The sequence below is a fragment of the Parasphingorhabdus sp. genome, from assembly GCF_039982415.1.
Lineage (GTDB): Bacteria > Pseudomonadota > Alphaproteobacteria > Sphingomonadales > Sphingomonadaceae > Parasphingorhabdus.
Genome location: NZ_JBDWYL010000006.1, coordinates 656,927 through 681,808 on the forward strand (window position 1 = coordinate 656,927; position 24,882 = coordinate 681,808).

At 52.5% G+C, this 24,882-nt stretch carries 25 protein-coding genes; 17 read left to right on the forward strand and 8 right to left on the reverse strand.

Annotated elements, in window-relative coordinates; all coding sequences use genetic code 11:
* Positions 1-8: 8 nt before the first annotated feature.
* The 3 genes from dxs to ABJU74_RS08885 form a co-directional block, all read right to left on the reverse strand.
* Complete coding sequence (gene dxs, locus ABJU74_RS08875) at positions 9-1,940, reverse strand: 1-deoxy-D-xylulose-5-phosphate synthase (protein ID WP_348383401.1); 1,932 nt, start codon at positions 1,938-1,940, stop codon at positions 9-11.
* Between the two features lie 110 nt (positions 1,941-2,050).
* On the reverse strand, positions 2,051-2,509 hold the full coding sequence (locus ABJU74_RS08880; RefSeq protein WP_348383399.1) for a transcriptional repressor: 459 nt from the start codon (positions 2,507-2,509) through the stop codon (positions 2,051-2,053).
* Between the two features lie 78 nt (positions 2,510-2,587).
* Positions 2,588-2,995, reverse strand: coding sequence for a MerC domain-containing protein (locus tag ABJU74_RS08885; RefSeq protein ID WP_348383397.1), 408 nt, complete (start codon positions 2,993-2,995; stop codon positions 2,588-2,590).
* 142 nt (positions 2,996-3,137) lie between these two features.
* Here ABJU74_RS08885 and ABJU74_RS08890 point away from each other — a divergent pair, with 142 nt between their 5' ends.
* The 6 genes from ABJU74_RS08890 (at position 3,138) to ABJU74_RS08915 (ending at position 7,531) form a co-directional block, all read left to right on the forward strand.
* A complete protein-coding gene (locus ABJU74_RS08890) occupies positions 3,138-4,208 on the forward strand; it encodes a COX15/CtaA family protein (RefSeq protein WP_348383395.1) in 1,071 nt (356 codons plus the stop codon).
* A complete protein-coding gene (gene cutA, locus ABJU74_RS08895) occupies positions 4,205-4,531 on the forward strand; it encodes a divalent-cation tolerance protein CutA (protein WP_348383393.1) in 327 nt (108 codons plus the stop codon). Before ABJU74_RS08890 ends, cutA begins: the two co-directional genes overlap by 4 nt.
* A gap of 141 nt (positions 4,532-4,672) precedes the next feature.
* On the forward strand, positions 4,673-5,152 hold the full coding sequence (gene rplM / locus ABJU74_RS08900) for a 50S ribosomal protein L13 (RefSeq protein WP_348383391.1): 480 nt from the start codon (positions 4,673-4,675) through the stop codon (positions 5,150-5,152).
* Complete coding sequence (gene rpsI, locus ABJU74_RS08905) at positions 5,152-5,706, forward strand: 30S ribosomal protein S9 (protein ID WP_348383390.1); 555 nt, start codon at positions 5,152-5,154, stop codon at positions 5,704-5,706. The genes rplM and rpsI overlap by 1 nt, the downstream gene beginning before the upstream one ends.
* Before the next feature lie 137 nt (positions 5,707-5,843).
* On the forward strand, positions 5,844-6,728 hold the full coding sequence (locus tag ABJU74_RS08910; RefSeq protein ID WP_348383388.1) for an alpha/beta hydrolase: 885 nt from the start codon (positions 5,844-5,846) through the stop codon (positions 6,726-6,728).
* Positions 6,725-7,531: an NTP transferase domain-containing protein gene (locus ABJU74_RS08915; RefSeq protein WP_348383386.1), complete on the forward strand. Its 807-nt coding sequence runs from the start codon at positions 6,725-6,727 to the stop codon at positions 7,529-7,531. The genes ABJU74_RS08910 and ABJU74_RS08915 overlap by 4 nt, the downstream gene beginning before the upstream one ends.
* On the opposite strand, the gene ABJU74_RS08920 is transcribed toward ABJU74_RS08915, so the two are convergent.
* Positions 7,522-8,853, reverse strand: coding sequence for an oligosaccharide flippase family protein (locus ABJU74_RS08920; RefSeq protein WP_348383384.1), 1,332 nt, complete (start codon positions 8,851-8,853; stop codon positions 7,522-7,524). The genes ABJU74_RS08915 and ABJU74_RS08920 overlap by 10 nt on opposite strands.
* A 118-nt stretch (positions 8,854-8,971) precedes the next feature.
* Between ABJU74_RS08920 and ABJU74_RS08925 the strand changes: the two genes are divergently transcribed.
* Positions 8,972-9,718 carry a phosphocholine cytidylyltransferase family protein gene (locus tag ABJU74_RS08925; protein WP_348383382.1) on the forward strand — a complete coding sequence of 249 codons (747 nt, stop codon included), beginning with the start codon at positions 8,972-8,974 and terminating at the stop codon, positions 9,716-9,718.
* Here ABJU74_RS08925 and ABJU74_RS08930 read toward each other — a convergent pair.
* On the reverse strand, positions 9,715-10,146 hold the full coding sequence (locus tag ABJU74_RS08930) for an HIT family protein (protein ID WP_348384008.1): 432 nt from the start codon (positions 10,144-10,146) through the stop codon (positions 9,715-9,717). The genes ABJU74_RS08925 and ABJU74_RS08930 overlap by 4 nt on opposite strands.
* A gap of 7 nt (positions 10,147-10,153) precedes the next feature.
* Complete coding sequence (locus ABJU74_RS08935; RefSeq protein ID WP_348383380.1) at positions 10,154-11,251, reverse strand: CDP-alcohol phosphatidyltransferase family protein; 1,098 nt, start codon at positions 11,249-11,251, stop codon at positions 10,154-10,156.
* A gap of 304 nt (positions 11,252-11,555) precedes the next feature.
* Here ABJU74_RS08935 and ABJU74_RS08940 point away from each other — a divergent pair, with 304 nt between their 5' ends.
* Genes ABJU74_RS08940 through zapE form a run of 3 tightly spaced genes read left to right on the forward strand, consistent with a single transcriptional unit; the run spans position 11,556 to position 13,997 of the window.
* Positions 11,556-12,338 carry a succinate dehydrogenase iron-sulfur subunit gene (locus ABJU74_RS08940; protein ID WP_348383378.1) on the forward strand — a complete coding sequence of 261 codons (783 nt, stop codon included), beginning with the start codon at positions 11,556-11,558 and terminating at the stop codon, positions 12,336-12,338.
* 34 nt (positions 12,339-12,372) lie between these two features.
* Entirely contained in the window at positions 12,373-12,879 is a 507-nt protein-coding gene (locus ABJU74_RS08945; protein WP_348383377.1) for a PaaI family thioesterase, read from the forward strand.
* On the forward strand, positions 12,876-13,997 hold the full coding sequence (zapE, locus tag ABJU74_RS08950) for a cell division protein ZapE (protein WP_348383376.1): 1,122 nt from the start codon (positions 12,876-12,878) through the stop codon (positions 13,995-13,997). Before ABJU74_RS08945 ends, zapE begins: the two co-directional genes overlap by 4 nt.
* Before the next feature lies 1 nt (position 13,998).
* Here zapE and ABJU74_RS08955 read toward each other — a convergent pair whose 3' ends face one another.
* Positions 13,999-15,039: a phosphotransferase gene (locus ABJU74_RS08955; protein ID WP_348383375.1), complete on the reverse strand. Its 1,041-nt coding sequence runs from the start codon at positions 15,037-15,039 to the stop codon at positions 13,999-14,001.
* Entirely contained in the window at positions 15,036-16,136 is a 1,101-nt protein-coding gene (locus ABJU74_RS08960) for a hypothetical protein (protein WP_348383374.1), read from the reverse strand. Before ABJU74_RS08960 ends, ABJU74_RS08955 begins: the two co-directional genes overlap by 4 nt.
* A gap of 659 nt (positions 16,137-16,795) precedes the next feature.
* On the opposite strand from ABJU74_RS08960, the gene mdh reads away from it, so the two are divergent.
* From mdh to lpdA, 7 genes are all read left to right on the forward strand, one after another.
* Positions 16,796-17,758: a malate dehydrogenase gene (mdh, locus tag ABJU74_RS08965; protein ID WP_348383373.1), complete on the forward strand. Its 963-nt coding sequence runs from the start codon at positions 16,796-16,798 to the stop codon at positions 17,756-17,758.
* Positions 17,755-18,045, forward strand: coding sequence for a hypothetical protein (locus ABJU74_RS08970; protein ID WP_348383371.1), 291 nt, complete (start codon positions 17,755-17,757; stop codon positions 18,043-18,045). The genes mdh and ABJU74_RS08970 overlap by 4 nt, the downstream gene beginning before the upstream one ends.
* A 12-nt stretch (positions 18,046-18,057) precedes the next feature.
* Entirely contained in the window at positions 18,058-18,948 is an 891-nt protein-coding gene (sucD, locus tag ABJU74_RS08975; RefSeq protein WP_348383370.1) for a succinate--CoA ligase subunit alpha, read from the forward strand.
* Between the two features lie 51 nt (positions 18,949-18,999).
* Positions 19,000-21,789 (forward strand): 2-oxoglutarate dehydrogenase E1 component, encoded by a 2,790-nt coding sequence (locus ABJU74_RS08980; protein ID WP_348383369.1) that lies wholly within the window; start codon positions 19,000-19,002, stop codon positions 21,787-21,789.
* Positions 21,790-21,831: 42 nt separating this feature from the next.
* Entirely contained in the window at positions 21,832-23,064 is a 1,233-nt protein-coding gene (gene odhB / locus ABJU74_RS08985) for a 2-oxoglutarate dehydrogenase complex dihydrolipoyllysine-residue succinyltransferase (protein WP_348383368.1), read from the forward strand.
* Positions 23,065-23,139: 75 nt separating this feature from the next.
* The gene (locus tag ABJU74_RS08990; protein ID WP_348383367.1) at positions 23,140-23,412 is read left to right on the forward strand and encodes a GIY-YIG nuclease family protein; all 273 of its coding nucleotides are present in this window, start codon (positions 23,140-23,142) and stop codon (positions 23,410-23,412) included.
* 48 nt (positions 23,413-23,460) lie between these two features.
* On the forward strand, positions 23,461-24,867 hold the full coding sequence (lpdA, locus tag ABJU74_RS08995) for a dihydrolipoyl dehydrogenase (protein ID WP_348383366.1): 1,407 nt from the start codon (positions 23,461-23,463) through the stop codon (positions 24,865-24,867).
* The last annotated feature ends 15 nt before the right edge of the window (positions 24,868-24,882 follow it).

Consider the following 24,882-nt stretch of genomic DNA (forward strand, 5'->3'; position numbering starts at 1 on the left):
CCGTTTGATCAGGCCCGCGCTCCGGTTTCTGTTTCAATATTGGTGCTGTTGTGGCGCAAGGCTTTGAGAACTGTATCGACGATACCGTCTGCATCAAGGCCGGCTTCAGCATATTGAACTTCCGGTTTATTTTGCTCTTGAAATCTATCCGGCAAGCGCATCGTACGAATTTTCAATCCGGCATCAGTCCATCCGCTGTCTGATGCGAGCGTGAGGACATGGGCGCCGAGACCGCCCACTGCCGCTTCTTCAACCGTTACCGCAACCTCATGCGTGGTGAGCAGTTTGCGGATTAATTCTTCATCCAGCGGTTTGGCAAAACGCAAATCCGCAACCGTGGTGCTGAGGCCTTTGGCATCAAGCCGCTCTGCTGCTTTCATAGCTTCACCGAGCCGTGCACCGAGCGAAAGTATAGCGACTTTGCTGCCTTCGCGGACAATCCGGCCTTTGCCAATTTCCAGTCTTTCGAGTGTTTCGGGTATCGCAACACCGGTGCCATTGCCGCGCGGATAGCGGAACGCAATCGGTCCATCGTCATATTGCGCGGCGGTATAGGTCATGTGCGCGAGCTCGGCCTCATCGGCGGCGGCCATCACCACCATATTGGGCAAAGTCGCCAGATAGGCAATGTCAAAGCTGCCGGCATGGGTACTGCCATCCGCTCCGACCAATCCCGCGCGATCAATGGCAAAGCGGACCGGAAGATTTTGAATGGCAACATCGTGCACAACTTGGTCATAGGCGCGTTGCAGGAAGGTCGAATAAATGGCTGCAAAGGGGCGCATACCCTGAGCGGCGAGGCCGGCTGCAAAGGTTACGCCATGCTGTTCGGCAATGCCGACGTCAAATGCGCGGTCGGGATGGGCAGTTGCAAATTTGTCGACACCGGTGCCGGAGGGCATGGCGGCGGTAATGGCGCAAATGCGCGGATCCGTATCCGCGATTTTGGCCAATGTTTCGCCAAAAACATTTTGATAGGCTGGCGGACCGCCACCCGGGCCCTTGTCCTGTTTGCCGGAAACCACATCAAATTTTGCGACTCCGTGATATTTATCCGCTGCTTCTTCAGCAAATTTATAGCCTTTGCCTTTTTCCGTGACACAATGAATCAACACCGGGCCTTCGGCATTGTCCCGGACATTTTCCAATACCGGGATCAGCTGATCCATATTGTGACCGTCAATCGGGCCGACATAATAGAAGCCCAATTCTTCAAATAAGGTGCCGCCCATCGCCATGCCGCGGGCATATTCTTCAGCTTTAGCGGTGGCCTTATGAACCCGGCGGGACAATTTTGCGGTCATCTTGCTAGCAAATTTGCGGATGCCAAGATATTCGCTGGAGGAAACCAGTCGCGCAAGATAAGCAGATAATCCGCCAACCGGTGGGGCGATCGACATGTCATTATCATTTAAGATAACAACCAGACGATTGCCTGCCGCTTGGGCATTGTTCATAGCTTCATAGGCCATGCCAGCGCTCATCGCGCCGTCCCCGATCACTGCAATGCCGCGGCCGGGTTTGCCTGCAATTTTATTGGCCACGGCAAAGCCGACGGCAGCGCTGATTGAGGTCGAGCTATGCGCTGCACCAAAGGGGTCATATTCGCTTTCACTGCGTTTGGTGAACCCGGATAAGCCATCGCCTTGGCGCAGGGTTCGGATCCGATCGCGGCGTCCAGTGATAATCTTATGCGGATAGCATTGGTGTCCAACATCCCAAATCAGCCGATCTTCCGGCGTGTTAAAGACATAGTGAATAGCGGTTGTCAGTTCGACGACACCCAAGCCGGCACCCAGATGACCGCCGGTAACAGATACGGCGTCAATCACTTCGCTGCGCAGTTCATCAGCAAATTGCTGCAATTGATCGGGTTGCAATTTTCTCAGATCCGCTGGAAGTGATACGTCGTCCAGCAGCGGTGTTTTGGGACCTGGCATATTTACTCCGTGTTTGGTCACAGCTTTAGCGGCAGTGGCCGCTAATGTCGAATGTCTATCTTATGCAAAGAGCAGCAAAACCCTGAATAGAGGCTGACCTGAAGCTATGCCTAGCTGCATTTCTGACAAATGCCACGAACCTCGATAACCGGCCGGATCGAATTAAACCCCTGTTCGTGCGCAACACCGCGCACTTTGACGGACAGGGCGTCATCATCAATATGGGTTGCTTCGCCGCACGTATCACACACCAGGAACATGCAATCATGTTCACAGCCCGGATGGCTGTTGGCAAGATAAGCATTGGCGCTTTCCACTCGCATGGCCAGATTTTTTGCGACGAAAAGATCGAGAATCCGATAAACGCTGTTCGGTGCAACCCGTTTTCCGCGCGCAGTGGAAACCAGTTCGGCAATATCATAGGCGGATGCTGGCCGCGAAAAGCCCGCTAAGGCTTCAAAAATTGCAGCGCGCGTGTCTGTCCATTTTTCACCGGCTGCTTCGAGATTGTGCCGTGCAGCATCGGCGAGAGACTCGCCATGATGTTCGTGATGATCATGTTTTCCCATGACCGTGATTTAGGGTGTTTTGGCTCAGGGGGCAAGAGCAGGCATATTTTGAACGCCTGTCATCGCGCAATCAAGCGCTTAATGGGTAGCGCGATAGTTGAGATCATGGCCCAGAGCCAAAATGCCAACTCCAACCATGGTGAAGAGTATTTCTGTTCCGCCATGATCGCCCTGATGACCGATGGTAATCGCCCCGGCCATAATACCCAGACCCAGGCCACCAACGGCCGCAGGCATGATAAAGCCATGGTCCAAGACACCGCGCCCTAAAGTGAAAAGGCCAAGCGCAATGGCGACGCCAATGCCGATTTCATGAACAATTGGATCAAATAAAGCACCAGCAGCGGTGGACAGCAGCGCAACCAACATCATTGTCGATATGCAATGGACAAGACAAAGGCCGGATACGATTACCGCGATCCGGTCCCAAAAACCATCCTTGCCCAAAAGGCCGTCTTTATTCCAAAGGTTCGACGTCGTAAACACGACTCAGCTATCCAATTTGTTTGAGTGTTTCGCAAAATATAGGCGCAAGAGTGTTAAGTTACAACATATCATTTATGCTGAATCAGCAAATTTGGAGAGCGGGCTCTTGCCAGCGTTGCTCTTTCTTATCACATAGCGCGCTATGAGCAGTTTTTCTCCCCCTTTCGATGCCGACGGCATCCGATCAACAAGCCCGATTACGGCATTGGTCAAATGGCTGCTTTTCGTAGCATTTCTGGTGTTCATCATGGTGATCGTAGGCGGCGTTACTCGCTTGACCGAATCGGGCCTTTCGATAACCGAGTGGAAACCGATTATGGGAGCACTGCCGCCATTAAGTGAAGCAGACTGGCTTTTAGAATTTGAAAAATACAAGCAGATCCCAGAATATATCGAAATTAACGGCCCTGCCGGTATGACTTTGCAGGATTTCAAATTTATCTATTTCTGGGAATGGATTCACCGTTTACTCGGCCGGATTATCGGATTGGCCTTTGCTCTGCCGTTCTTCTATTTTGCCGCGAAAAAGGCTATTCCCAAAGGCTATGGCTGGCGGTTGACCGGCTTGCTTTTTCTCGGCGGATTGCAAGGCTTTATTGGTTGGTGGATGGTCAGCTCTGGCTTGTCCGAGCGTACCGATGTCAGCCATTTTCGGCTGGCGACTCATTTGTTAATGGCGCTGTTCATTCTGGCCTGTCTGATTTGGACGGCCCTGGATTTACACAGATTAGGCGCGCAGCGCGCGCGTCCAGCACGCGTAACGAATTTGGGCCTCGCTGTTGCAGTGATATTGTTCATCCAACTATTGTTCGGAGCCTATGTCGCAGGTCTCAATGCGGGCTATGTGTCTAACAGTTGGCCGTTGATGAATGACAAACTGATACCTGAGGGCATTGATTTTGCGCGTGGCAGCTGGGCGGCCATTCATAATGACCCTTATCTCACTCATTTTATTCATCGCTGGTGGGCCTGGGTGACGGTAGCGTTTCTCATCATCTTAGCCCGCAAAATACGCGCGCAATCCCGCCTTGCTTCTGTCGCCATTCATAGTGCCTTTGGTGTCCAGATTCTCCTGGGCATTGCCACAGTTCTAACCGGAATGAACATTCATCTGGCGATATTGCACCAAGCCGTCGGGGCTCTGGTTGTGGCCGCGACCGCTTGGGGCGTGCATATACTGGGCCGCGATAACAGCGAGGCAGCGTTGGAATGACCGATCAGCCGGTCTTAATATACACGCTCTTTGGTTCAAAGGCCGAGGCGCGTAAAGTCGCGAAAATATTAATCACCGAAAAACAGGTGGCCTGCGCCAATCATTTCGCGCCGGCTTTGTCCCAATTTGTTTGGGAGGGTAAGTTTTGCGAAGAAGAAGAATTTCCCGTATTGTTTAAAACCAGCCGTGGCTGTGCGGCGATTGCGATGCAGCGTTTGAAAGCGCTCCACAGTTTCGATGCACCGGCGATAATCAGTTGGTCGGCCGATAATTGCGATCCGACTTATGCAAAATGGCTGTCCGATCAGCTCGAGAAATCCTAGTGGTATTATTATACCCTCTACAAAAGCCGCGCTTTGCTTGACATAGCCAGGAAATATCCTCAATAGGCGCGCTCCAAGGCCGGGCTTATGCTCGGCTTTTATGATATTGATTCGTTTTATCTCCAAAGGGAGCTCAAGCCCATGAAGGCTATCAGCAAGCAGACGCAGTCGGTTAAGCCCGCAGACGTTGAAAAAAAATGGCATATTATTGATGCCGAAAATTTGGTTGTCGGCCGTGTTGCGACAATCATTGCCAATATTTTGCGCGGCAAACATAAGCCCAGCTATACGCCGCATGTCGATTGTGGCGATCATGTAATTGTGATTAACGCTGATAAGGTGAAATTCACCGGCAATAAAACCAAGCAAAAAATCTATTATAAGCACACCGGTTATCCGGGTGGTTTGAAAGAACGCACAGCGGAAAAAGTGCTGGAAGGTCAATTTCCAGAGCGCGTGTTGGAAAAAGCGGTTGAGCGCATGATTCCAAAAGGCCCGCTTGGTTTTGCGCAAATGCGTGCATTGCACCTGTTTAACGGCACCGAGCATCCTTATGCCGGTCAAGACCCACAGCCGCTCGATGTGGCTTCCATGAATCGTAAGAATAAGGTGAGCACATAATGGCGACTGATAATAAAGAAGGTGTAAAAACCGACCTCGCTGATCTGAAAGACATTGCCGGTGATGCGGTTGTGGCAGCTCCTGCTGCTCCAGCAGAAGAGGGCGTTGTTGAAGCTTCCGAACCGCCTGTATCGACGGCACCTTTGCGCGAACAGGAATTGGATCAATATGGCCGTGCTTATGCGACCGGCAGACGGAAAGATGCGGTTGCTCGCGTCTGGCTAAAACCCGGCAAAGGCAAGATTACGGTCAATGGCCGCGATCAGGAAACCTATTTTGCACGACCAACATTGCGTTTGGTGCTTAACCAAGTTTTCGCCATTACTGAGCGTGAAGGACAATATGATGTTGACGTCACGGTCAAAGGCGGAGGTCTATCTGGCCAGGCTGGTGCCGTGAAACATGGTATTTCGCAGGCGCTGACGAAATATGAGCCAAGTTTGCGCTCGACGGTTAAAGCGGCAGGTTTCTTGACCCGCGACAGTCGGAAAGTGGAACGTAAGAAATATGGTAAGGCAAAAGCGCGTAAGAGCTTCCAGTTCTCTAAACGCTAAAGCCCAATTTTATCATCTCTTAAAAAGGCGGCCAGTTGGTCGCCTTTTTTGTTGGTAAAGCGGCCCGCCATTGCCAGCAACGGTGTCGCTGTTTAAGGCGGATCTAGGCAAGACGCTGAAAAAGAAGGGTTCGTCTGATGAAATGGCTGGTCACATTCGGCATCATAACGCTGGCGGTAGCGGGATTTGCCTATTGGTTTTTCTCGCAACCGGGGCCCCGGCAACTGGATATGGCGAATAACATCATTCCCGGCGACAATAATGCCAAGCTTTTGGTTGAAAACCAGATTTATGATCCAGAACTGGGTTTGGGACTCAACATCTGGGCACCGACCGATGTAGCGGCCGACTCCTTGCCCGTGGTCATTTTTATTTATGGCGGCGGATGGCGAGATGGATCAAAAGATCAATATGGTTTTGCCGGGCGCGCATTGGCGCATCGCGGCTATATGGTGGTATTGGCCGATTATCGGCTTTATCCCGCCGTCCAATTTCCGGACTTTCTAGAAGATAGCGCCAAGGCTGTCTCGTGGGTGCATGACAATATTGCACAATGGGGTGGTGATCCGGAACGGATATTCCTGTCCGGCCAGTCAGCAGGTGCTTATAATGTGATGATGCTCGCGCTTGATCGGCAGTGGCTCGGGCGTATGGGGAAAAGTCCTGACTTGATCAAAGGGGTTGCCGCGCTCGCCGGGCCTTATGATTTTTATCCGTTTGGAACAGAAACAACTCAGAATAGCTTCGGATCCTATCATGATCCAAAAATGACCCAACCGATAAATTTTGCGCGGGCAAATGCACCGCCATTATGGCTTTCCACCGGTGTAGACGACGAGCAAGTGAAGCCCCGCAACAGCCGCAAATTGAGAGATAAAATCCTCGAACTTGGCGGCGAGGCTGAATATAAGGAATATCCCGATATGGACCATATCGAGATCATGATGGCGCTTGCCAAACCGTTTCGCAGCAAAGGGCCTGTCTTGGACGATATGATTGCGTTTTTCGAAAGCCGGCCATGAGCGCGGGGAGCGTATCCGCCATCATTCTCGCCGGCAATCGACCTGGGGGCGATCCCATGGCGCAGAGCCGAAAAATACCGGTCAAAGCCCTGATTCCAGTCGCCGGACAGGCGATGGTGAGCCGCGTAATCAAAGCCCTGATGGCGCATGAAAAAATTGGGAAAATCCATTTGCTGGCGCAAGATTTCGCGCCTTTTTGGGATCATGATCAAACCCAAAAACTGGTGGATAACCCTCAGGTGTCCACGCATATCAGCCAAACAACCATTGCGACCTCATTGGACACATTGCTTGGGTCGCAAGCAATAGAATATCCGGTCCTGATAACGACAGCTGATAATGTGCTGTTGGAGCAAGCTATAATTGACGAATTTCTAGCCAAGGCCGCCGGAACCGATATCGCCATTGCCGTTGTTGCAAAACCGGTGCTTTTGCACCGTTTTTCGCATTCTCAGCGGACATGGCTGAAATTGCGCGGCGGTCAGTTTAGCGGGGCCAATCTATTCTATTTCGGTTCCCCCAAGGCCCGGCAAATTTTACACTATTGGGCACAAGTTGAACAAGATCGTAAAAAAGGGTGGAAGCTCTTAACGATTTTTGGACCTTGGTTGTTGTTTTTGGCGATCATCCGATGGCTGAATATCGATCAATTGGCAGCACGCATTGGCAAAAAATTGAGTCTCAACATCAAAATTGCCCAAATGTCGCAAGCGGAAGCCTGTATTGATGTCGACAAAGAAAGCGATTTATTGCTCGTGGAAGAAATACTCGCCGGGCGCGCAAGTGCGGCGGGTCAGCCGTGAGCAAGGCTGCGACGCGCGGCGATACCGAAAAGAAATAAACGCACAATAGCGGCGAGCACCATGGCCGCTGCTGCTCCAACGGCTCCATAAAATTGCAAGCCGATCATCAGCATCACGACAAACAGGGCCGCAATGCCAGCTTGCAGTTTTAAAGCCGTGCGCGCACCCGTCCCGGAAAGAAGCGTGGGTTCATATATGGCGCCTGCCAAGTCGATTGATGCGGCCGCGGCCAGCAAGACGAGCAATGGATAGGCGGGAAGAAATTCCGGCCCAGACATATAGAATAAAGCGGGCTTACCAATGACCAAAACAATTAGAATGACGGTTCCGCCGGTGATGAAGAGCATCCGGCTCGCTTTGCGAAACAAGAGACGCATGGCTTCTGCCCCTTGATGGGCGCGCACCAGATTGACTTCCGCAAAAATTGCACGGGAAAGCAATACTGATATTTTCGTCATCGCAACGCTCAGCTGACTGGCCAGACGATACAAGCCAGCCGCCGTTGGGCCGACAAAATAACCGACAATCAGCAGAGCGATATTTTGCGACAATCCGGCAAATGTCGAGCCGAGATTGGAGATCAGCAAAAATTCGCCAATGCCTTGATTTTCGCGAACCGATTGACCGGCGCGGCCGAGATTTTTTGGACCCATGATATCGCGGCTTTGCCACGCAGCAAAAAGCCAGTAGCCAATCGCATGGATGACTTCGGATAAGGCCCAGACGATGAGAAAATTGACCAGCGTTGGATCGGTTAGCCAAACAAATAATGTGCCAAGCAGCCGGACTAAAGGAATGATGGCTTCGGCATAGGCGGCGAGATCAAAGCGATTTTCGACCCGTAAAATTCCGGTTGGCGTTGACTTGATCGACAAGAGCATGACCAGGGCAAAGAGCAAGGCATTTTCAGCCAATTGCTGATCCCAACCAAAATAAGGCGCGAGCCAGCCCACTGCGAAATAAGCAAGCGCACAACCCGCCAATGCACCGGCAATATCGAGCAAAGTGCACAGGCCGACCAGCCGGCCAAATCTGATGCGATTTTCATCGCCTTTTATGTACCGCGCGCCATATCGGATGACCACCTGCCAGGTCTGAAAGGTGACAATCAAAGCGATCGCCTGGGCCGTGCCGGTGATCAGGGCAAATTGGCCAAAACCCGCCACGCCGAGCGTTCGCGTCAATATGGCAAGATAGAAGAGACTGAGAATGCCGCCAAAGCCTTTGCCACCCAGCAACCAACCGGTATTGGCAATGATACGGCGAATGCCGGTTTTCTCGCCGCTAGAATCGTCCGGTGTAATTGCCATCTCCTCAGCCATGATCAAGCCTATAGTTGGATATGATGCTGTAAGCCGATGTTACAGGATTGAGCTTTGCTGGCCATCGTTCTAAGTATCCCCCTCAGTGTTCCTATCCCGATAAAGAGCAATTGCCAACATGATCGATAAAGTAATCATCCTCAGTGCCGGTCAAGGATCTCGTCTCCTGCCGCTCACCGCGGAGCGACCCAAATGCCTGATTGATTTTTCCGACAAAAGTTTGATCCGTTGGCAAATCGAGATGCTGGCGGCAGGCGGCGTGAGCGAATTTCATGTTGTGACTGGGTTTATGACCGATATGGTCGAAACCGAATTGGACCATTTGCGGCAAGCCGGCCTCAATATTACCGTCCATTTCAATCCATTTTTCAAGGTCGCTGACAATTTGGGTAGCTGTTGGATTGTCCGCGATATCATGCAGGGCGATTTCATGATTCTCAACGGTGATACGCTCATCTCTTCTGACATTATTGCTACCGCACAAAATACCGAAAATTGGCCGATCACGGTCACTGTTGATATTAAGGATCACTATGACAGCGATGATATGAAAGTATCGCTCGACGGGGATCGTTTAACCGCTATCGGGAAGACATTAACAGCGGAAGAAAGCGATGCCGAGTCGATCGGGTTCCTGGCATTTCGCGGCGAAGGCGGCGGATTGTTCCGCGAAAAAGTCCGCGAGATTATGCGAACACCGGCTGGTGTTGAAAACTGGTATCTCAAGATAATTGATGCGCTGGCGCCGAGTGAAAAAGTGGGCACGGTTTCCATTGCGGGGTCGGATTGGGCAGAAGTCGATTTTCTGAATGATGTCGAAACCGCTGCCGCGTTAACGGCAAAATGGAAATCCGCGTCCGGCTAAGCCGGAAAGCTGGATTGCAACCAAGCGGCCATATCTGCAATCTGATCATCGGTCAGTTTCTTGGCATCCCCTAAAGACGGAGGGCCAGGCCAGGCCGTATCTTCGAATTTTTGTCCCATCCATTCGCGCGCGCCATCATAGCGCGGCAAGAGATGAAAATGCACATGGGGATCAACCATCATCAACATCAGCCAATTGAGCTTTTGATGCGAAACCAATTGCTTCAAAGCGGTTGCGACATCGGTCGTGACGGTTTTCAATTCAGCAAAGTCATCGCTGGAAAGTGCTCCGAAATCTTCGGCATTAGACTTGGCAGCAACAATTAGTGAACCCAATGTTATCTGTGCCGGTCGCAGCAAGACGACCCAATTGTCATATTCTTTGATCAAGCTTGCCGGATAGCCGAATTTTTCAATGGTCTGATTGATCATCTGTTCATCCTTGATCTTGTTCGAGCCAGGAGATGATTTTTCCGCCACGCCATTGCACCATCCAGGCTTGTAATATTTGCACCATATGTACAGCGAGCGATATTAATGTCCACCAGGCCACCGCCAAGAGGCCGATATCGGGTCGGCCAAAAATCATCGAGACAAACAGCAGAATCATGTTGGGATTGCGCCGCGCGGTGATCAATCGAAACCAGGAGTCAATCGGCCGCCAAACATGAATATGTTGGTCAAAGGCGCGAATGAACAGACCTTCGATAATCCGCTGCAAAACATAGCCGCCGAGGATGACGATCAACGCCAGCCGCAGTTGATCTTCCGGCAATGCCAGTCCAACCGCCGTGAGGCCGAACGCCCAGGCAATCCACCAAAACGGAGGATGGATTAAGTCCAGACCATGATCAAATATATTGCCCCAAAAGGAAGAGGTGATGGTGCAACGCGCCAATTTTCCATCAACCGTATCGAGGACCATGAAGACAAAACCGGCGGCCATACCGGTCCAAAAATAACCATAGTAAAAGAGAAAAGTAGCCGCGATGCACCCAATGGCACCAATACCGGTTACCATATTGGGGGTCATGCCAATGCGCGCGGCATAGCGGGTTAAAATCAAAGCGAGTTCAGGCCATAGATATTTGGTTAGAATATCAGTGACGCCTTTATAGGCTCCGAAATAGCTCAACCGTTCAATATCTTTGACGGTTTGTGATGTCAGCGCACGGACAAAGGGCGTGTCCAACTTGCGCAAGGCGTGATTGTGAATGCGCGGATTGTCGGAATATTCAATCGCCACAAGGCCATCAGGTATTTGACCAGATGCCAGAATATCCGCGTCACCTTCGCGCAGAATATGGGCCAAGACCGGGGTTCCATCGCGGGTCAGAACATGGCTGGGATTGTCTTGAATATAAATCATCCATTGGGGATCAAAAACAAAAGATAGGTTGGTCCAGATCTCGCCGGCGACCCGACCTTCCAATTTGTTCGCGAGCCGCCTTACCCGTTCGGCATTGCTCATGCCCCATATCAGCGTGTCATTCTCGCCGTGCAGCAAAAGATTCACACCGTTTTCGGTCCGCATAAAGTCTGTTCCTGTCATATTGTTGGACGAAATTGCTTTTCAGTTTCGAGTTACCCGCGAACGTCTGGAGATAAAAGTCAAATAGGGCATTTTAGAATCGAAAAAGAGGCAGAATGACCCATTTTGCTTGTTTAACTGTGGTTATCAAAATTATCAGCGCGACAAGTTCCTTTAGTTTTCTTGGGTTTAACGCTTTTCACCCGTGATTTCAGGCATTGAATTTGACAGAAAATTGGGTATATCCGCTGTCATCACATGATTTTTCCTGCGACACCTATTATTTCGCCAAGACAAGAGATTTTCGATGGCAACATTCACGCTTCCCAAAAATAGCAAAATCCGGAAAACCGGAGAAGTGCATGAGGCGCTTAGCGCTGGTAAATCGCGCGCTTTTAAAGTCTATCGCTATGATCCGGACAGCGGTGAAAACCCACGTTATGATACGTTTAAAATTGATACGGATGACTGCGGTCCGATGGTTTTGGACGCGCTCATCAAGATGAAAAGCGAACAGGATTCCACTTTGACCTTTCGCCGCTCTTGCCGGGAAGGCATTTGCGGATCTTGTGCGATGAACATCGATGGGAAAAATGGCTTGGCCTGTACCACCGCGATTGAAGATTGCGGCAAGCAAGTGAAGATCACCCCGCTGCCTCATATGGAAGTTATCAAGGATCTGGTCCCCGATTTTACGCATTTCTATGCGCAATATGCTTCGATTCAACCGTGGTTGAAAACGGTGACACCCACTCCATCAGGCAAAGAGCGGCTGCAATCTCCTGAAGATCGAGCCAAGCTCGATGGGCTATATGAGTGCATTTTATGCGCCTGTTGTCAGACGAGCTGTCCCAGCTATTGGTGGAATTCCGACAAGTTCCTCGGACCGGCCATTTTGTTGCAAGCCTATCGCTGGCTAGCGGATAGCCGAGATGAAATGACTGGTGAGCGCCTCGATGAATTGGAAGACCCGTTCCGGTTGTATCGCTGCCATACGATTATGAATTGCGCAAATGCCTGCCCGAAAGGCTTGTCGCCTGCAAAAGCGATCGCCGAAATCAAGAAAATGACGGCCGCACGCGAGGTTTGATATTGGTCCATGCTAACCGGTCGGCAACACGCTGATGGCTGAGGTCGAACCAGAATTTTTCACCAGCGATCCGGATCCCGAACATCCCGGTTGGTTCCATTGGCAATTGCGCGATCCGGAATGTTATAATAGTTTTCTGGGTCCGATGATCATGCGACGCGGCGGCGATGGCATGAGCGATAATATCGCGCGCATTCGAATGTTCCCCGAACGCCAACATCGCAATCTTGGTGATGTGGTGCATGGTGGTACAATGATGGGTTTCATCGATTGTGCCCTATTTGCGGCGATGCGGGTTTTGGAAATTGGGCCTTCTGGCTTTGCGGTCACCTTGGAATTGCAGACCCATTTTATCGGCGCCGCACGCTTGTATGAACCCCTGGAAGCACAAGTAGAAATAGCCCGAGAAACGGGACGCTTTCTCTTTCTGCGTGGGCTTGTTGTGCAGGGTGATGATCGAGAAAATATGGCCTCTTACACCGCGATTGTGAAGAAGGCACCGCCGCAAAAAACCGCCTCCCAATCACCATCATCCCAATGACGGAATTTTACGCCCGCTATCAGGCGCTGATCGCCAATGGTGAGCTGAAACCAGATTCAGACCAAGAGATTTGCGCCAAACGGCTCGCGCAATTGCAAGAAGAATTGGAAGCGGTGCCGCCGCGCGGCAGCGTGTTGTGGCGTATGTTTTCAAAAAAGCCGACAGCACCGCGCGGTATTTATATGTGGGGCGGCGTTGGTCGCGGCAAATCGATGCTGATGGATTTATTTTACGACAGCCTTCAGATTCATCGCAAGAAACGGGCGCATTTTCATGAATTTATGCTCGATGTTCATGCGCGGTTGAATGAAGAGCGCAAGAAGGAGCAAGGTGATCCTATCCTTCCGGTTGTCGAAACGCTTGCCAGCGAAGCCCGCTTTCTCGCCTTTGATGAAATGGTGGTGAATAATAGCGCCGATGCAATGATCATGTCGCGCTTGTTCACTGGCCTGGTCGAAGCCGGGGTCACGCTAATTGCTACTTCTAATCGGCCGCCGGTTGATCTGTATAAAGATGGGTTGAACCGTGAACATTTCCTTCCATTCATAGCTTTGCTGGAAAATCAGCTGGATGTGATTTCGCTTAATGGACCCACTGATTATCGCCGCGAGCGATTGGGCGGTGTCGATTTGTGGCATGTGCCCAATGGTGATGCAGCGACCGCGGCATTGAGCAAAGCCTTTTTCCGCCTTACGGACTATCCACCGGAAGACCGCGCGCATGTTCCTTCGGAAGAATTGCAAGTACAAGGTGCCCGGTCGATCCGCGTGCCCAAGGCCTTGAAAGGCGTTGGCGTTTTTTCCTTCAAGCGGCTTTGCGGCGAGGCACGCGGGGCGCCGGATTATCTTGCCATCGCGCGCCATTTTCACAGTGTCATCATCGTTGGTATTCCTGTTCTTTCCAAAGAAAATCGCAACGAAGCAGCGCGCTTTGTGACTCTCATCGACGCGCTTTACGAATATCGCGTCAAGCTGCTCGCCAGTGCCGATGCCGAGCCTGATGCGCTCTATCCCGAAGGCGACGGGTCATTTGAATTTGTCCGCACCGCGTCCCGGCTGGTCGAGATGCAGTCGGATGACTATCTTGCTCTCGGCCATGGCACAGGTGAAGCGCTGTGATCTAGAGAAGGCTCAAACTGTCCAGATCAAGCGCCATCTGCGCCGGTCGCTCCGCCATTGCCGCGAACATCCGGTCGCCGCGATCCGTTTGCTCAACATGCAAGGACGCGTTGATGGCCATGATAAAGCCGGAAAAAGCATGGCGGCGATATTCTTGCCAAAACGGGTCAAAATCTGGGCCATTGTCGCGCTGGCCCAAATAATATTGGACGAGGCGTTTTTCTTCGGCGCATCGGATTGCAGGGTCGGCAAAGCTGGTGCCGATCATATAAGCCACATCATTGGCGGGATTGCCGAAGGAGCAGGTCTGCCAATCCACTAAGGCTGCCAATTGCCCATCTTCATGGAAGAGAATATTATCCAGTCGCATATCTCCATGGGTGATGGTTTGCTCTTGCGGTTCGTGCCCGATATAGGATTCAAATCGGTCCACAAGCTGTTGACCGATATCCAGTATTTCAGGTGACAGGAGTTTGGCAAAACGCTCTTTGAAAACGGGATAGCCATTGGTCAACGTCTGCTGGGTAAACGCAACATTATCGGCGGCGTGATGCAGCCAAGTGAATGTCTCAAAACCGCCATCTGGCCTGAAGCTGTGGAGGCCTGCAGCCTCTCGCAGCGTCGTTTCCACTTGGACAAGCGTTGCGCCGGCCAATTGATCGCCTTGCTCCGCCGGCGCCATATCTTCCAGCATCAGGACAAACTGCGTTTCATCCTCACCAATGGCCGCGTGATAGCATTTCGGGCAACCGACACCGGATCTGCCAGCAACATCGCGGTACCAACCTATCTCCATATCATAGAGATGGAAAATTGCGGCGGCGCCCCGACTGATCGGATCGGCGCTTGGGCATTTGGCAATAAAGCTGGCGGGATAGCTCTCGTCTTGCCAGTCGCATGTAAATCGGAAACTGTCGCATACTTGCCCGGTACCCACCGGCTTGTGGGTCATCGACAGGAGCGATTCTGACGGCGCCCCGAATACATTCTCGACCCAGCGTGGATCAAATTCTTCCGGGCGGAGTGGGAGTTCCGTGCTCATGGCGCGCCGTCCATCAGGCTGGTGAGGCCGCTGGTTTTATGCGGTCCGACAAATAGCTGCTCGACAATCCCCATCCCGTCATGGCGGTCGCTGCCGCTGGTCAGCACCGCATCGCTGAGCGCCTGAATATGGATATAGAGCATGTCATTGTCAGGCACATCGGTCAGATCGATCACATCATAGGCGGTTTCCAGCGGCCCATGATCCATGCCGTGTCCCCATTCCGGATGCATATAACCCAAGCCGGACATATAGAAAGTGCGTGTGGCGTCTCCTGTGCGCGGTGTGATCGACAATTTGCCCTCTGCGGTCTCCAGCGCCAACTGCTTCACGCGCCGCGTGCCGCTATGATAGCTGAGATCAAAGCTGGCCGGCTCAAATTCCGCACGCGCATCTTCTATGGCATCAACCACGCCGCGGCGATTCCAAGGCAGGCCTTCGCCATCATCATTGCTGTGAAAGAAACAGGCATGTTGATCGAAGTTAAGCGGTGTCCACAGCCACCAAAATTGCGGCAAGGCGCCTGCTGGCGGAGGCTGCGATTCCGCTGCGCCAACCGGCCTTATGCCCCAACTGCGATCCCGCGTGCCGCGATGGGTTTCGGGCGAGAGCGTTATCTCCTCATCGCCGACATGCAATGTCCCGGACCAGCCCCCATTTTGTGTCAGGCGGGTATAATCCATCACCATGCGCGGACCTTCGCGGCGAATGAAGCGCGGTTCCTCAATCGGACTATGGCGCGCGGTGAAACGGATATCGGCGGTGATCGGGCTGTCATTGCCTGAGACAATCAAGCGCAGCTCTTTGAGCGGTTCGATAATCTCTATGCTGATCGGACCGACGCAGAGATCCAGTCGCTCGCTTCCCATGCGTTTGGAAGCGCGGATATTATGCTGCTGGCCGTCGATAGACACGCAAAAGGCGGCATCCATGATATCGAGCTGCGGATAGATGCCCAAGGCAGCGGCGAAGAAAATGCTGCCATCTGCGCTATAGCCGTTGAAGAAATAGCGGTCGTAGAAATTGCGGTTATCCCCAGAAACCGCCATTGGTTCCGGCGTTTGATGCAGCGGATAATCATCACCTTGGCTTAGCATCGGTCTATTCTCTCCTGATTTTCTTTTTTTACCATCATGGCGTGCGGTGCCGGTCTTGGCAAAGCAAAAGATGGTTGGGCATGGGGCGAAGTTGACAATGTGAACAGGGTCCTGTGGTGCGGATCTGGAGCGGGCTGGTTCGGTCAAAGTTCACACACATCACAGGGTCTTTTTCCTCCTCTCCACCGCCGTGCTCCGCACTTGATGCGGAGCCCAGAGTAGACGGGCGGGACAGCCATCCTAGGCTCCGCATCAAGTGCGGAGCACAAATTGGCAATGGCGTTTTGTATTCTCGCACTGACAACGCGGCCCAAAGTTCACACAAATCACAGCCAATTGCCGCGACGCTTTTCAGTTTTTTGGCAAAGGCAAAAGGGTGCAGACCATAGGCGCGGTTCCTGTTCACAAAAAGGGTAAAAGGCAGACCGCAATTTATCACAAGCTGGCCGATGTAGGAAAGCGCTTTGGATGAGCGTCGTGCTAGCAGAACGGCATTTTTAATTCGCTTTTCCCTCATCTGCTCATCGCTTAAATGCTATTGCAAACCATTTGCAAAGAAAGCCTGTAAATTGGTGCTTTCTGCGGTTGAAATTGCCTGTGGATAAGCCTAACCCAAGCCAATATCTATTTACGACTCTGATTTCAGGAGAATTTTTCCCATGGCCCGTAACAAAATCGCGCTGATCGGCGCTGGCATGATTGGTGGCACGCTTGCCCATCTCGCTGCTTCCAAGGAAATGGGCGATGTCGTCCTTTTCGATATTGCCGAGGGCATGCCCGCTGGTAAAGCGCTCGATCTCAGCCAGGCCGCGCCAGTTGACGGGTTTGACAGCAATCTCAAAGGCACAAATGATTATGCCGATATTGCGGGCGCTGATGTTATCATCGTGACCGCTGGCGTGCCGCGCAAGCCCGGCATGAGCCGCGATGACTTGCTCGGCATCAACCTGAAAGTGATGAAAGCGGTTGGCGACGGCATCAAGGCCCATGCGCCGGATGCGTTTGTTATTTGTATCACCAACCCGCTCGACGCGATGGTTTGGGCCTTGCGTGAATTTTCTGGTCTGCCGCATAATAAAGTGGTTGGCATGGCTGGCGTTTTGGACAGCGCGCGCTTCCGCCACTTCCTTGCGGATGAGTTTGAAGTGTCGGTTGAAGATGTTACGGCCTTTGTTCTCGGCGGTCATGGCGATACGATGGTTCCGGTGCCGGCTTATTCTACGGTCGCCGGTATCCCAATCCCTGATCTTATCAAAATGGGCTGGACCACACAGGAAAATATCGACGCAATTGTCCAGCGCACCCGCTCCGGCGGCGGCGAGATTGTCGGACTGCTCGGCAATGGCTCAGCTTATTATGCACCCGCAACTTCTGCGATCATGATGGCGGAAAGCTATCTCAAGGATAAGCGCCGCGTGCTCCCAGCCGCTGCGCATCTCACCGGCCAATATGGCGTGGATGATCTCTATGTCGGTGTGCCGTGCATCATCGGCAAAGACGGTGTCGAGAAAGTCATCGAGATTGAGTTAAGTGAAGAAGCGCAGGGGAATTTTGACGTGTCGGTGGATGCGGTGAAGGAACTCTTGGAAGCATGTAAGGGGCTGGATCCGAGTCTGGCGTGACCATTACTCTGGCATATTCCTGCATAGCATTCGCCCTGATTCTAATGTGGGCATACCTTATGCTAAGGCGTTCTTATCGTGAAAGCTGGAAACCCACGATAACTGCGCTTTGTCTTACAGCCTTCGGCTTGCTGCCCTTTATTGACCAGATACGTTATTTGGCACCGGGTAAAGAGCCTGCTCTGGGTTTCCTAGCCATCGGCATTATTTTTTCATTTTTTGGCGGCTTTGGAGCTATCATTGCGATTTATCAAAGATCACAAGCTCAACTGAATAATTCCATTTAAGGAGACGAAAAGATGTCCATCCTAATCGACAAAAACACCAAAGTTATAACCCAAGGCATGACCGGCAATACCGGCACATTCCATACGGAACAGGCTTTGGCTTATGGCACCCAGATGGTTGCGGGTGTAACCCCTGGCAAAGGCGGAACCACCCATATCGGCCTGCCCAATTATGACACGGTTGCCGAAGCCAAAGATGCAACCGGCGCGACTGCTTCCGTGGTTTATGTGCCGCCGCCATTTGCCGCGGACTCAATCCTCGAAGCGATTGATGCCGAGATTGAACTGATCGTTGCGATTACCGAAGGTGTTCCGGTGCTTGACATGGTACGCGTGAAGCGGGCGCTGCAAGGCTCCAAGTCTCGTTTGATTGGCCCCAACTGCCCCGGTGTTTTGACCCCTGACGAATGCAAAATCGGCATCATGCCGGGCAGTATTTTCCAAAAAGGTTCCGTCGGCGTGGTCTCGCGTTCCGGGACGCTCACCTATGAAGCGGTGCATCAGACCACAGCGGTTGGCCTCGGCCAGACCACGGCGGTTGGCATTGGCGGTGATCCGGTCAACGGCACCAATTTTATCGACGTGCTCGAGCTGTTTCTGGCCGATGATGACACCAAGTCGATCATCATGATCGGCGAAATTGGCGGCAGCGCGGAAGAAGAAGCCGCACAATTTATCGCGGATGAAGCCAAGAAGGGCCGTAGCAAGCCAATGGTTGGCTTTATCGCTGGTCTCACAGCGCCTCCGGGCCGCCGCATGGGCCATGCGGGCGCGATTGTCTCTGGCGGCCAAGGCGGCGCGGAAGACAAGATCGCGGCGATGGAAGCGGCTGGCATTCGCGTGTCACCAAGCCCGTCAGAGCTTGGCACGACATTGGACGCGATGCTGAAAGAAACGGTCTAGAATATCTGTGCTCCCGCGTAAGCGGGGGCCGCCCTCCCCAAGGAACAGATCATGGGTTTAGAAGGTCAGGAATTTAACGGTTCACCGGAAACGGAAAACGGCCCGAGCTGGCAAAAGAAACATTGGCCGATTGATGACGCCGATGAGCTAAACAGCGCGCTCGATCCCACGCAAATGAGTGTTGAGATCAAGGCGGCTGCGGCCAAATCAGGCAAGGCTATGTCCGATGCTGAAGTGGCGCTGGCGGCGGAAAAATCGATCCGCGCGATGATGCTGATCCGCACGTACCGCGTGCGCGGACATCTTGGGGCCAATCTCGATCCATTGGGCTTGTCCAAGCTGGAGGAGCCGGCTGATCTGACGCCTGAATATCATGGTTTCCAAGCTAATGAATTGGACAAACCCGTTTATCTGGGCGGCGTATTGGGCTTTGAAACTGCTTCTATTCGCGAAATTGAAGCGGTCTTACGCGCCAATTATTGCGGTTCTGTCGGTCTCGAATATATGCATATTGCAGACACCGAGGAACGCCGGTTTCTGCAAGATCGGATGGAAGGTAAGGACGCCGAGATCCACTTCACTCCGGAAGGCAAAAAGGCCATTTTGAACAAGGTGATCGAGGGCGAGGAATATGAAAATTTCCTCGGCAAAAAATATGTCGGGACCAAGCGTTTCGGCCTAGATGGCGGTGAATCGATGCTGCCCGCGCTCGAAAATATTATCAAAAACGGCGGCGCTGCTGGTGTGCGTGACATTGTATATGGCATGGCGCATCGGGGGCGGCTCAACATTCTCGCCAATGTTATGGCAAAGCCGTATAAAGTCATTTTCCATGAATTCCATGGCGGTTCTTCCAATCCCGATGATGTCGCCGGCTCCGGCGACGTGAAATATCATCTCGGAACATCGAGCGATCGGGAATTTGACGGCATTAGCGTACATATGAGTCTGGTCCCCAATCCTTCGCATCTGGAAGCGGTGGATCCGGTGGTCTTGGGCAAGGTCCGCGCGCAACAAGTGGCGCGTGATGATCTGAAAAAGCATGACCAGGTCCTACCCGTATTAATCCATGGCGATGCTGCTTTTGCCGGTCAGGGCATTGTTTGGGAATGCCTCGGATTTTCGGGCATCCGCGGATATAATACAGGCGGCTGCATTCATTTTGTGATCAACAATCAAATTGGATTTACCACCAGTCCGCAATTTGCTCGCAGTTCGCCTTATCCCTCCGATGTTGCCAAAGGCGTGCAAGCACCGATTTTTCACGTCAATGGCGATGATCCCGAAGCGGTGACTTTCGCCTGTAAAATCGCGATTGAATTTCGCCAGCGTTTTGGCCGCGATATTGTGATCGACATGTGGTGCTATCGCCGCTTTGGTCATAATGAAGGGGACGAACCCAGCTTTACGCAGCCCATTATGTACGCCGCGATCAAGAAACATCCCAAGGTCAGTAAGCTTTATGAAGCGCGGTTGATCGAAGAAGGGGTGATCGACGCGGATTGGGGTGCCAATAGACGCAAGGAATTTGCCGAACATTTGGACGGCGAGTTCAAGGCGGCGGCAGATTATGAGCCGGACAAGGCCGACTGGTTTGGCGGACGTTGGCAAGGCCTGCATGCGCCTGCCGATCCTGAAACCGCTCGCCGCAATGTCGAAACGGCGATTGACGCCAAATTGTTCGACAGTCTCGGGCGCACGCTGACCACTGTGCCGGATGGTCATAAAATTCATAAAACCCTAGGCCGTGTTCTCGACGCCAAAGCAAAAATGTTCGAAACCGGTGAAAATCTTGATTGGGCGACCGGAGAAGCCTTAGCTTATGGATCGCTGGTGTCGGAGGGCTATAATGTCCGTCTTTCCGGTCAAGACAGCGGCCGCGGAACCTTCTCGCAGCGCCATGCCGTCTGGGTCGACCAGGAAAGCGAAGAAAAATATATCCCGTTGAGCACCGTGCCGCATGGCCGGTTTGAAGTGCTCGATAGTCCTTTGTCCGAATATGGTGTTCTCGGATTTGAATATGGCTATGCCGGTGCTGATCCGAAAACTCTGGTCTTGTGGGAAGCGCAATTTGGTGATTTTGCCAATGGCGCACAGATCATGATCGATCAGTTTATCGCCAGCGGCGAAGCCAAATGGCTCCGCGCCAATGGTCTCGTCATGCTATTGCCCCACGGATATGAAGGCCAAGGGCCAGAGCATAGCTCCGCCCGTTTGGAACGTTTTCTGCAACTCTGTGCGCAGGATAATATCCAGGTCGCGAACATCACCACGCCGGCCAATTATTTCCACGTTTTGCGGCGCCAGATGCTGCGCAGCTTCCGCAAACCGTTGGTCATCATGACGCCCAAGTCGCTGCTGCGCCACAAAATGGCGGTGTCGAGCGCAGAGGAATTTCAAGGCGACCATCATTTTATGCGGATCAAGTCCGATACCAATGCGCCGGCCGATGCGGATGTGAAGCGGTTGGTGCTCTGTTCGGGCAAAGTTGCCTATGATCTGATCGAAGCGCGCGATGCGGCCGGAGACAAAAACACCTCGATTGTCCGGATTGAACAGCTTTATCCCTTCCCGGCCGAACCACTGGTGGTCCGCCTGAAGCGGATGAAAAATCTCGAAACCATTATTTGGGCTCAGGAAGAACCAAAAAATAACGGCAGCTGGGACTTTGTGCGATCCTATTTGGAAGATTGTCTCGCGCAGGCGAAAGTCGGACCGAAGGATCCCGTTTATGCCGGACGTGTGGCATGCGCGTCTCCGGCAACCGGACTGGCTGCACGCCACAAGGAACAGCAAGAAAAATTGGTGGCTGAAGCTTTAGGGCACCCGGTTAAAAATTGATTTGGGGCGGATCCGTCCGCTGATGAAAGTGAGCATGAAACTATGGCAACAGATGTAAAAGTCCCGGTTTTGGGAGAATCGATTACCGAAGCAACAGTGGGAGAGTGGTTGAAACAGCCCGGTGATATCGTGGCTGCGGATGAACCCATTGCCAGTCTGGAAACCGATAAAGTGGCTTTGGAAGTGCCCGCGCCCGAAGCAGGCACATTGAGTGCGCATCTCGTCGCCGTTGGCGATACGGTTGAAGTCGGCGCTATTATTGCACAGATTGAAGCTGGCGGCACTTCGGCCTCTACGACCAAAGCCGCTCCGGCCGAGACAGCAGAAAAAGCTGCCGCTCCAGCGGCCAGTGATCCGGCTGCATCTTCCATCACCTTATCCCCTGCCGTGCGCCGATTGGTGCTCGAACATGGTGTCGATCCCAGTAAGATTAAAGGCACAGGCAAAGACGGCCGTCTGACAAAAGATGATGTGGAGCAATATGTGAAACATGGCGCACCCGCGCCTCTGGCTGAGAAAGGCTCGGCCAAAGGCGCCGAGGCACCCGTCTCTGCACCAGCCGCTGGCGGCACCCGCAATGAAGAGCGTGTTCGCATGACTCGCCTGCGCCAGACTGTCGCAAAACGCTTGAAAGAAGCGCAAGATACAGCCGCCTTGCTGACAACATTTAACGATGTCGATATGACGGCGGTGATTGAGACCCGCAGCAAATATAAAGAGCTGTTCGCTAAGAAACATGGCGTGAAATTGGGCTTCATGGGTTTCTTTGCCAAAGCCGCCTGTCTTGCCCTGAAAGATGTGCCGTCAGTCAACGCGCAGATTGATGGCGACGAAATTGTCTATCATGACTATGTCGATATCTCGGTCGCGGTAAGCGCGCCCAATGGTCTGGTCGTGCCCGTCATCCGCAACGCTGAAACAATGAGCTTTGCCGATGTCGAAAACACCATCGGTGATTTCGGCAAGCGCGCCAAGGACGGCACGCTGACCATGGCAGACATGAAAGGCGGGACCTTCACGATTTCCAACGGCGGTGTATTTGGCTCCTTAATGTCGACCCCGATAATCAACCCGCCGCAATCGGCAGTCCTCGGCCTTCACCGGATCGAACAACGTCCGGTGGTAATGCCCGATGGCTCGATTGAAGCGCGTCCGATGATGTATCTGGCACTCAGCTATGACCACCGTCTGATCGATGGCCGTGAAGCGGTCACCTTTCTGGTGCGGATCAAAGAAGCGATTGAAGATCCCACTCGGCTTTTGATTGATTTATGATGTTTGTGCTCCGGGCGCAGACCCGGAGCCTAGGATGGGACAGAATATCGGAGAATAGATACGAAACCGGGATTTGTGTATCTGATGGCGAACAAGCGCAACGGTACCATCTATGTTGGTGTTACCAGCAATCTTGCACAACGTGCCTATCAACATAGAAATGGATTAATCGACGGTTTCTCAAAAGACAATGATTGCAGATTGCTTGTTTGGTATGAGGCTTATGATGATTTGCAAGAGGCACGCAAACGCGAGCGGCAGATGAAGAAATGGAAACGAAAGTGGAAACTCGAATTGATTGAAAAAGAGAATCCACAATGGAAAGATTTATTTGATACCCTGTTTTAGCTCACCCTGGATTCCTGCCTTCGCAGGAATACAAAAGAAGAGAAAATTATGACCAACAATTTTGACTATGATGTTCTGGTAATCGGCTCAGGCCCGGGCGGCTATGTCGCGGCGATCCGTGCCGCGCAATTGGGACTGAAAACCGCTTGTGTCGAAAGCCGCGAGACATTGGGCGGCACTTGCCTCAATGTCGGGTGCATTCCGTCTAAGGCGATGCTGCATGCTTCCGAAATCTATCATGAAGCGCATTCGGGGGCGCTTGAAAAATTCGGCATCAAGCTCACTGGCGCAAAGCTGGATCTGAAACAGATGCACGCCGAAAAATCCAAGGCGGTTGAAGAATTGACTGGCGGGATCGCCTTTCTGTTCAAGAAGAACAAGGTCGAATGGCTGAAAGGGCGCGGCGCCTTTGAAAGCGCGAATAGCGTCAAGGTCGGTGACAAGACGGTGACCGCCAAAAATATCATCATTGCCACCGGATCTTCTGTTACCCCGCTGCCGGGCGTGGATATAGACAATAGCAAACATGTCGTTGTCGACAGCACCGGCGCGCTTGAATTGCCGAAAGTACCAAATCATATGGTCGTCATCGGCGGCGGCGTGATTGGTCTGGAATTGGGGAGCGTTTGGCTGCGCCTTGGCGCCAAAGTGACCGTGGTGGAATATCTCGACAAGATTCTGCCCGGTATGGACGGCGATATCCGCAAGGATGCCGCGCGTATCTTCAAGAAACAGGGCTTTGATATCAAGACCGGTACCAAGGTGACCGGCGTAACGGTGAAGGGCAAGAAAGCGACTTTGACTGTGGAGCCAGCCAAAGGCGGGGATGCTGAAACCATCGAAGCCGATGCGGTTTTGGTGGCCATAGGCCGACGGCCCAATACCGATGGATTGGCGCTTGAAAAAGCAGGCCTCGAAACCAATAATCATGGCCAGATTGAAGTCGGCCATGATTTCCAGACCGCTGTCAAAGGTGTCTACGCCATTGGCGATGTTACCCCCGGACCGATGCTTGCGCATAAAGCCGAGGATGAAGGTATTGCAGCAGCGGAATTTGTTGCTGGGCAACAAGGCATTGTGAACCATGACCTGATCCCTGGTGTGGTCTATACCCATCCCGAAATTGCCAGCATTGGCAAAACCGAAGAAGAGGTGAAGGAAAGCGGCGCGGTATATAAGGTCGGCAAGTTTCCGTTTGCGGGTAACAGTCGAGCAAAAACCAACCGCGATACTGACGGCTATGTGAAGGTTATTGCCGATGCGGAAACCGACAAGGTTCTTGGCGCCCATATCATTTCATCACTGGCGGGAACATTGGTGGCACAGGTCACACAGGCGATGGAATTTGGCACGACCAGCGAAGATATTGCTTATACATGCCACGCGCATCCCACCCATAGTGAAGCGGTGAAAGAGGCGGCAATGGCGGTTCAAGGCAAGCCGATACATATTTAAACCCTGCCCATATCG

What these genes read in the sequence shown, in the direction of transcription:
- ABJU74_RS08935 (WP_348383380.1), bottom strand. Translation starts at nt 11,251, where the DNA reads ATGCGGACCGAAAACGGTGTGAATCTTTTGCTGCACGGCGAGAATGAC.
- ABJU74_RS08980 (WP_348383369.1), top strand. Translation starts at nt 19,000, where the DNA reads ATGGGTTTAGAAGGTCAGGAATTTAACGGTTCACCGGAAACGGAAAAC.
- rpsI (WP_348383390.1), top strand. Translation starts at nt 5,152, where the DNA reads ATGGCGACTGATAATAAAGAAGGTGTAAAAACCGACCTCGCTGATCTG.
- ABJU74_RS08920 (WP_348383384.1), bottom strand. Translation starts at nt 8,853, where the DNA reads ATGGCTGAGGAGATGGCAATTACACCGGACGATTCTAGCGGCGAGAAA.
- lpdA (WP_348383366.1), top strand. Translation starts at nt 23,461, where the DNA reads ATGACCAACAATTTTGACTATGATGTTCTGGTAATCGGCTCAGGCCCG.
- ABJU74_RS08955 (WP_348383375.1), bottom strand. Translation starts at nt 15,039, where the DNA reads ATGAGCACGGAACTCCCACTCCGCCCGGAAGAATTTGATCCACGCTGG.
- ABJU74_RS08945 (WP_348383377.1), top strand. Translation starts at nt 12,373, where the DNA reads ATGGCTGAGGTCGAACCAGAATTTTTCACCAGCGATCCGGATCCCGAA.
- ABJU74_RS08915 (WP_348383386.1), top strand. Translation starts at nt 6,725, where the DNA reads ATGAGCGCGGGGAGCGTATCCGCCATCATTCTCGCCGGCAATCGACCT.
- odhB (WP_348383368.1), top strand. Translation starts at nt 21,832, where the DNA reads ATGGCAACAGATGTAAAAGTCCCGGTTTTGGGAGAATCGATTACCGAA.
- rplM (WP_348383391.1), top strand. Translation starts at nt 4,673, where the DNA reads ATGAAGGCTATCAGCAAGCAGACGCAGTCGGTTAAGCCCGCAGACGTT.
- ABJU74_RS08960 (WP_348383374.1), bottom strand. Translation starts at nt 16,136, where the DNA reads ATGCTAAGCCAAGGTGATGATTATCCGCTGCATCAAACGCCGGAACCA.
- dxs (WP_348383401.1), bottom strand. Translation starts at nt 1,940, where the DNA reads ATGCCAGGTCCCAAAACACCGCTGCTGGACGACGTATCACTTCCAGCG.
- zapE (WP_348383376.1), top strand. Translation starts at nt 12,876, where the DNA reads ATGACGGAATTTTACGCCCGCTATCAGGCGCTGATCGCCAATGGTGAG.
- ABJU74_RS08925 (WP_348383382.1), top strand. Translation starts at nt 8,972, where the DNA reads ATGATCGATAAAGTAATCATCCTCAGTGCCGGTCAAGGATCTCGTCTC.
- ABJU74_RS08890 (WP_348383395.1), top strand. Translation starts at nt 3,138, where the DNA reads ATGAGCAGTTTTTCTCCCCCTTTCGATGCCGACGGCATCCGATCAACA.
- sucD (WP_348383370.1), top strand. Translation starts at nt 18,058, where the DNA reads ATGTCCATCCTAATCGACAAAAACACCAAAGTTATAACCCAAGGCATG.
- cutA (WP_348383393.1), top strand. Translation starts at nt 4,205, where the DNA reads ATGACCGATCAGCCGGTCTTAATATACACGCTCTTTGGTTCAAAGGCC.
- mdh (WP_348383373.1), top strand. Translation starts at nt 16,796, where the DNA reads ATGGCCCGTAACAAAATCGCGCTGATCGGCGCTGGCATGATTGGTGGC.
- ABJU74_RS08910 (WP_348383388.1), top strand. Translation starts at nt 5,844, where the DNA reads ATGAAATGGCTGGTCACATTCGGCATCATAACGCTGGCGGTAGCGGGA.
- ABJU74_RS08940 (WP_348383378.1), top strand. Translation starts at nt 11,556, where the DNA reads ATGGCAACATTCACGCTTCCCAAAAATAGCAAAATCCGGAAAACCGGA.
- ABJU74_RS08880 (WP_348383399.1), bottom strand. Translation starts at nt 2,509, where the DNA reads ATGGGAAAACATGATCATCACGAACATCATGGCGAGTCTCTCGCCGAT.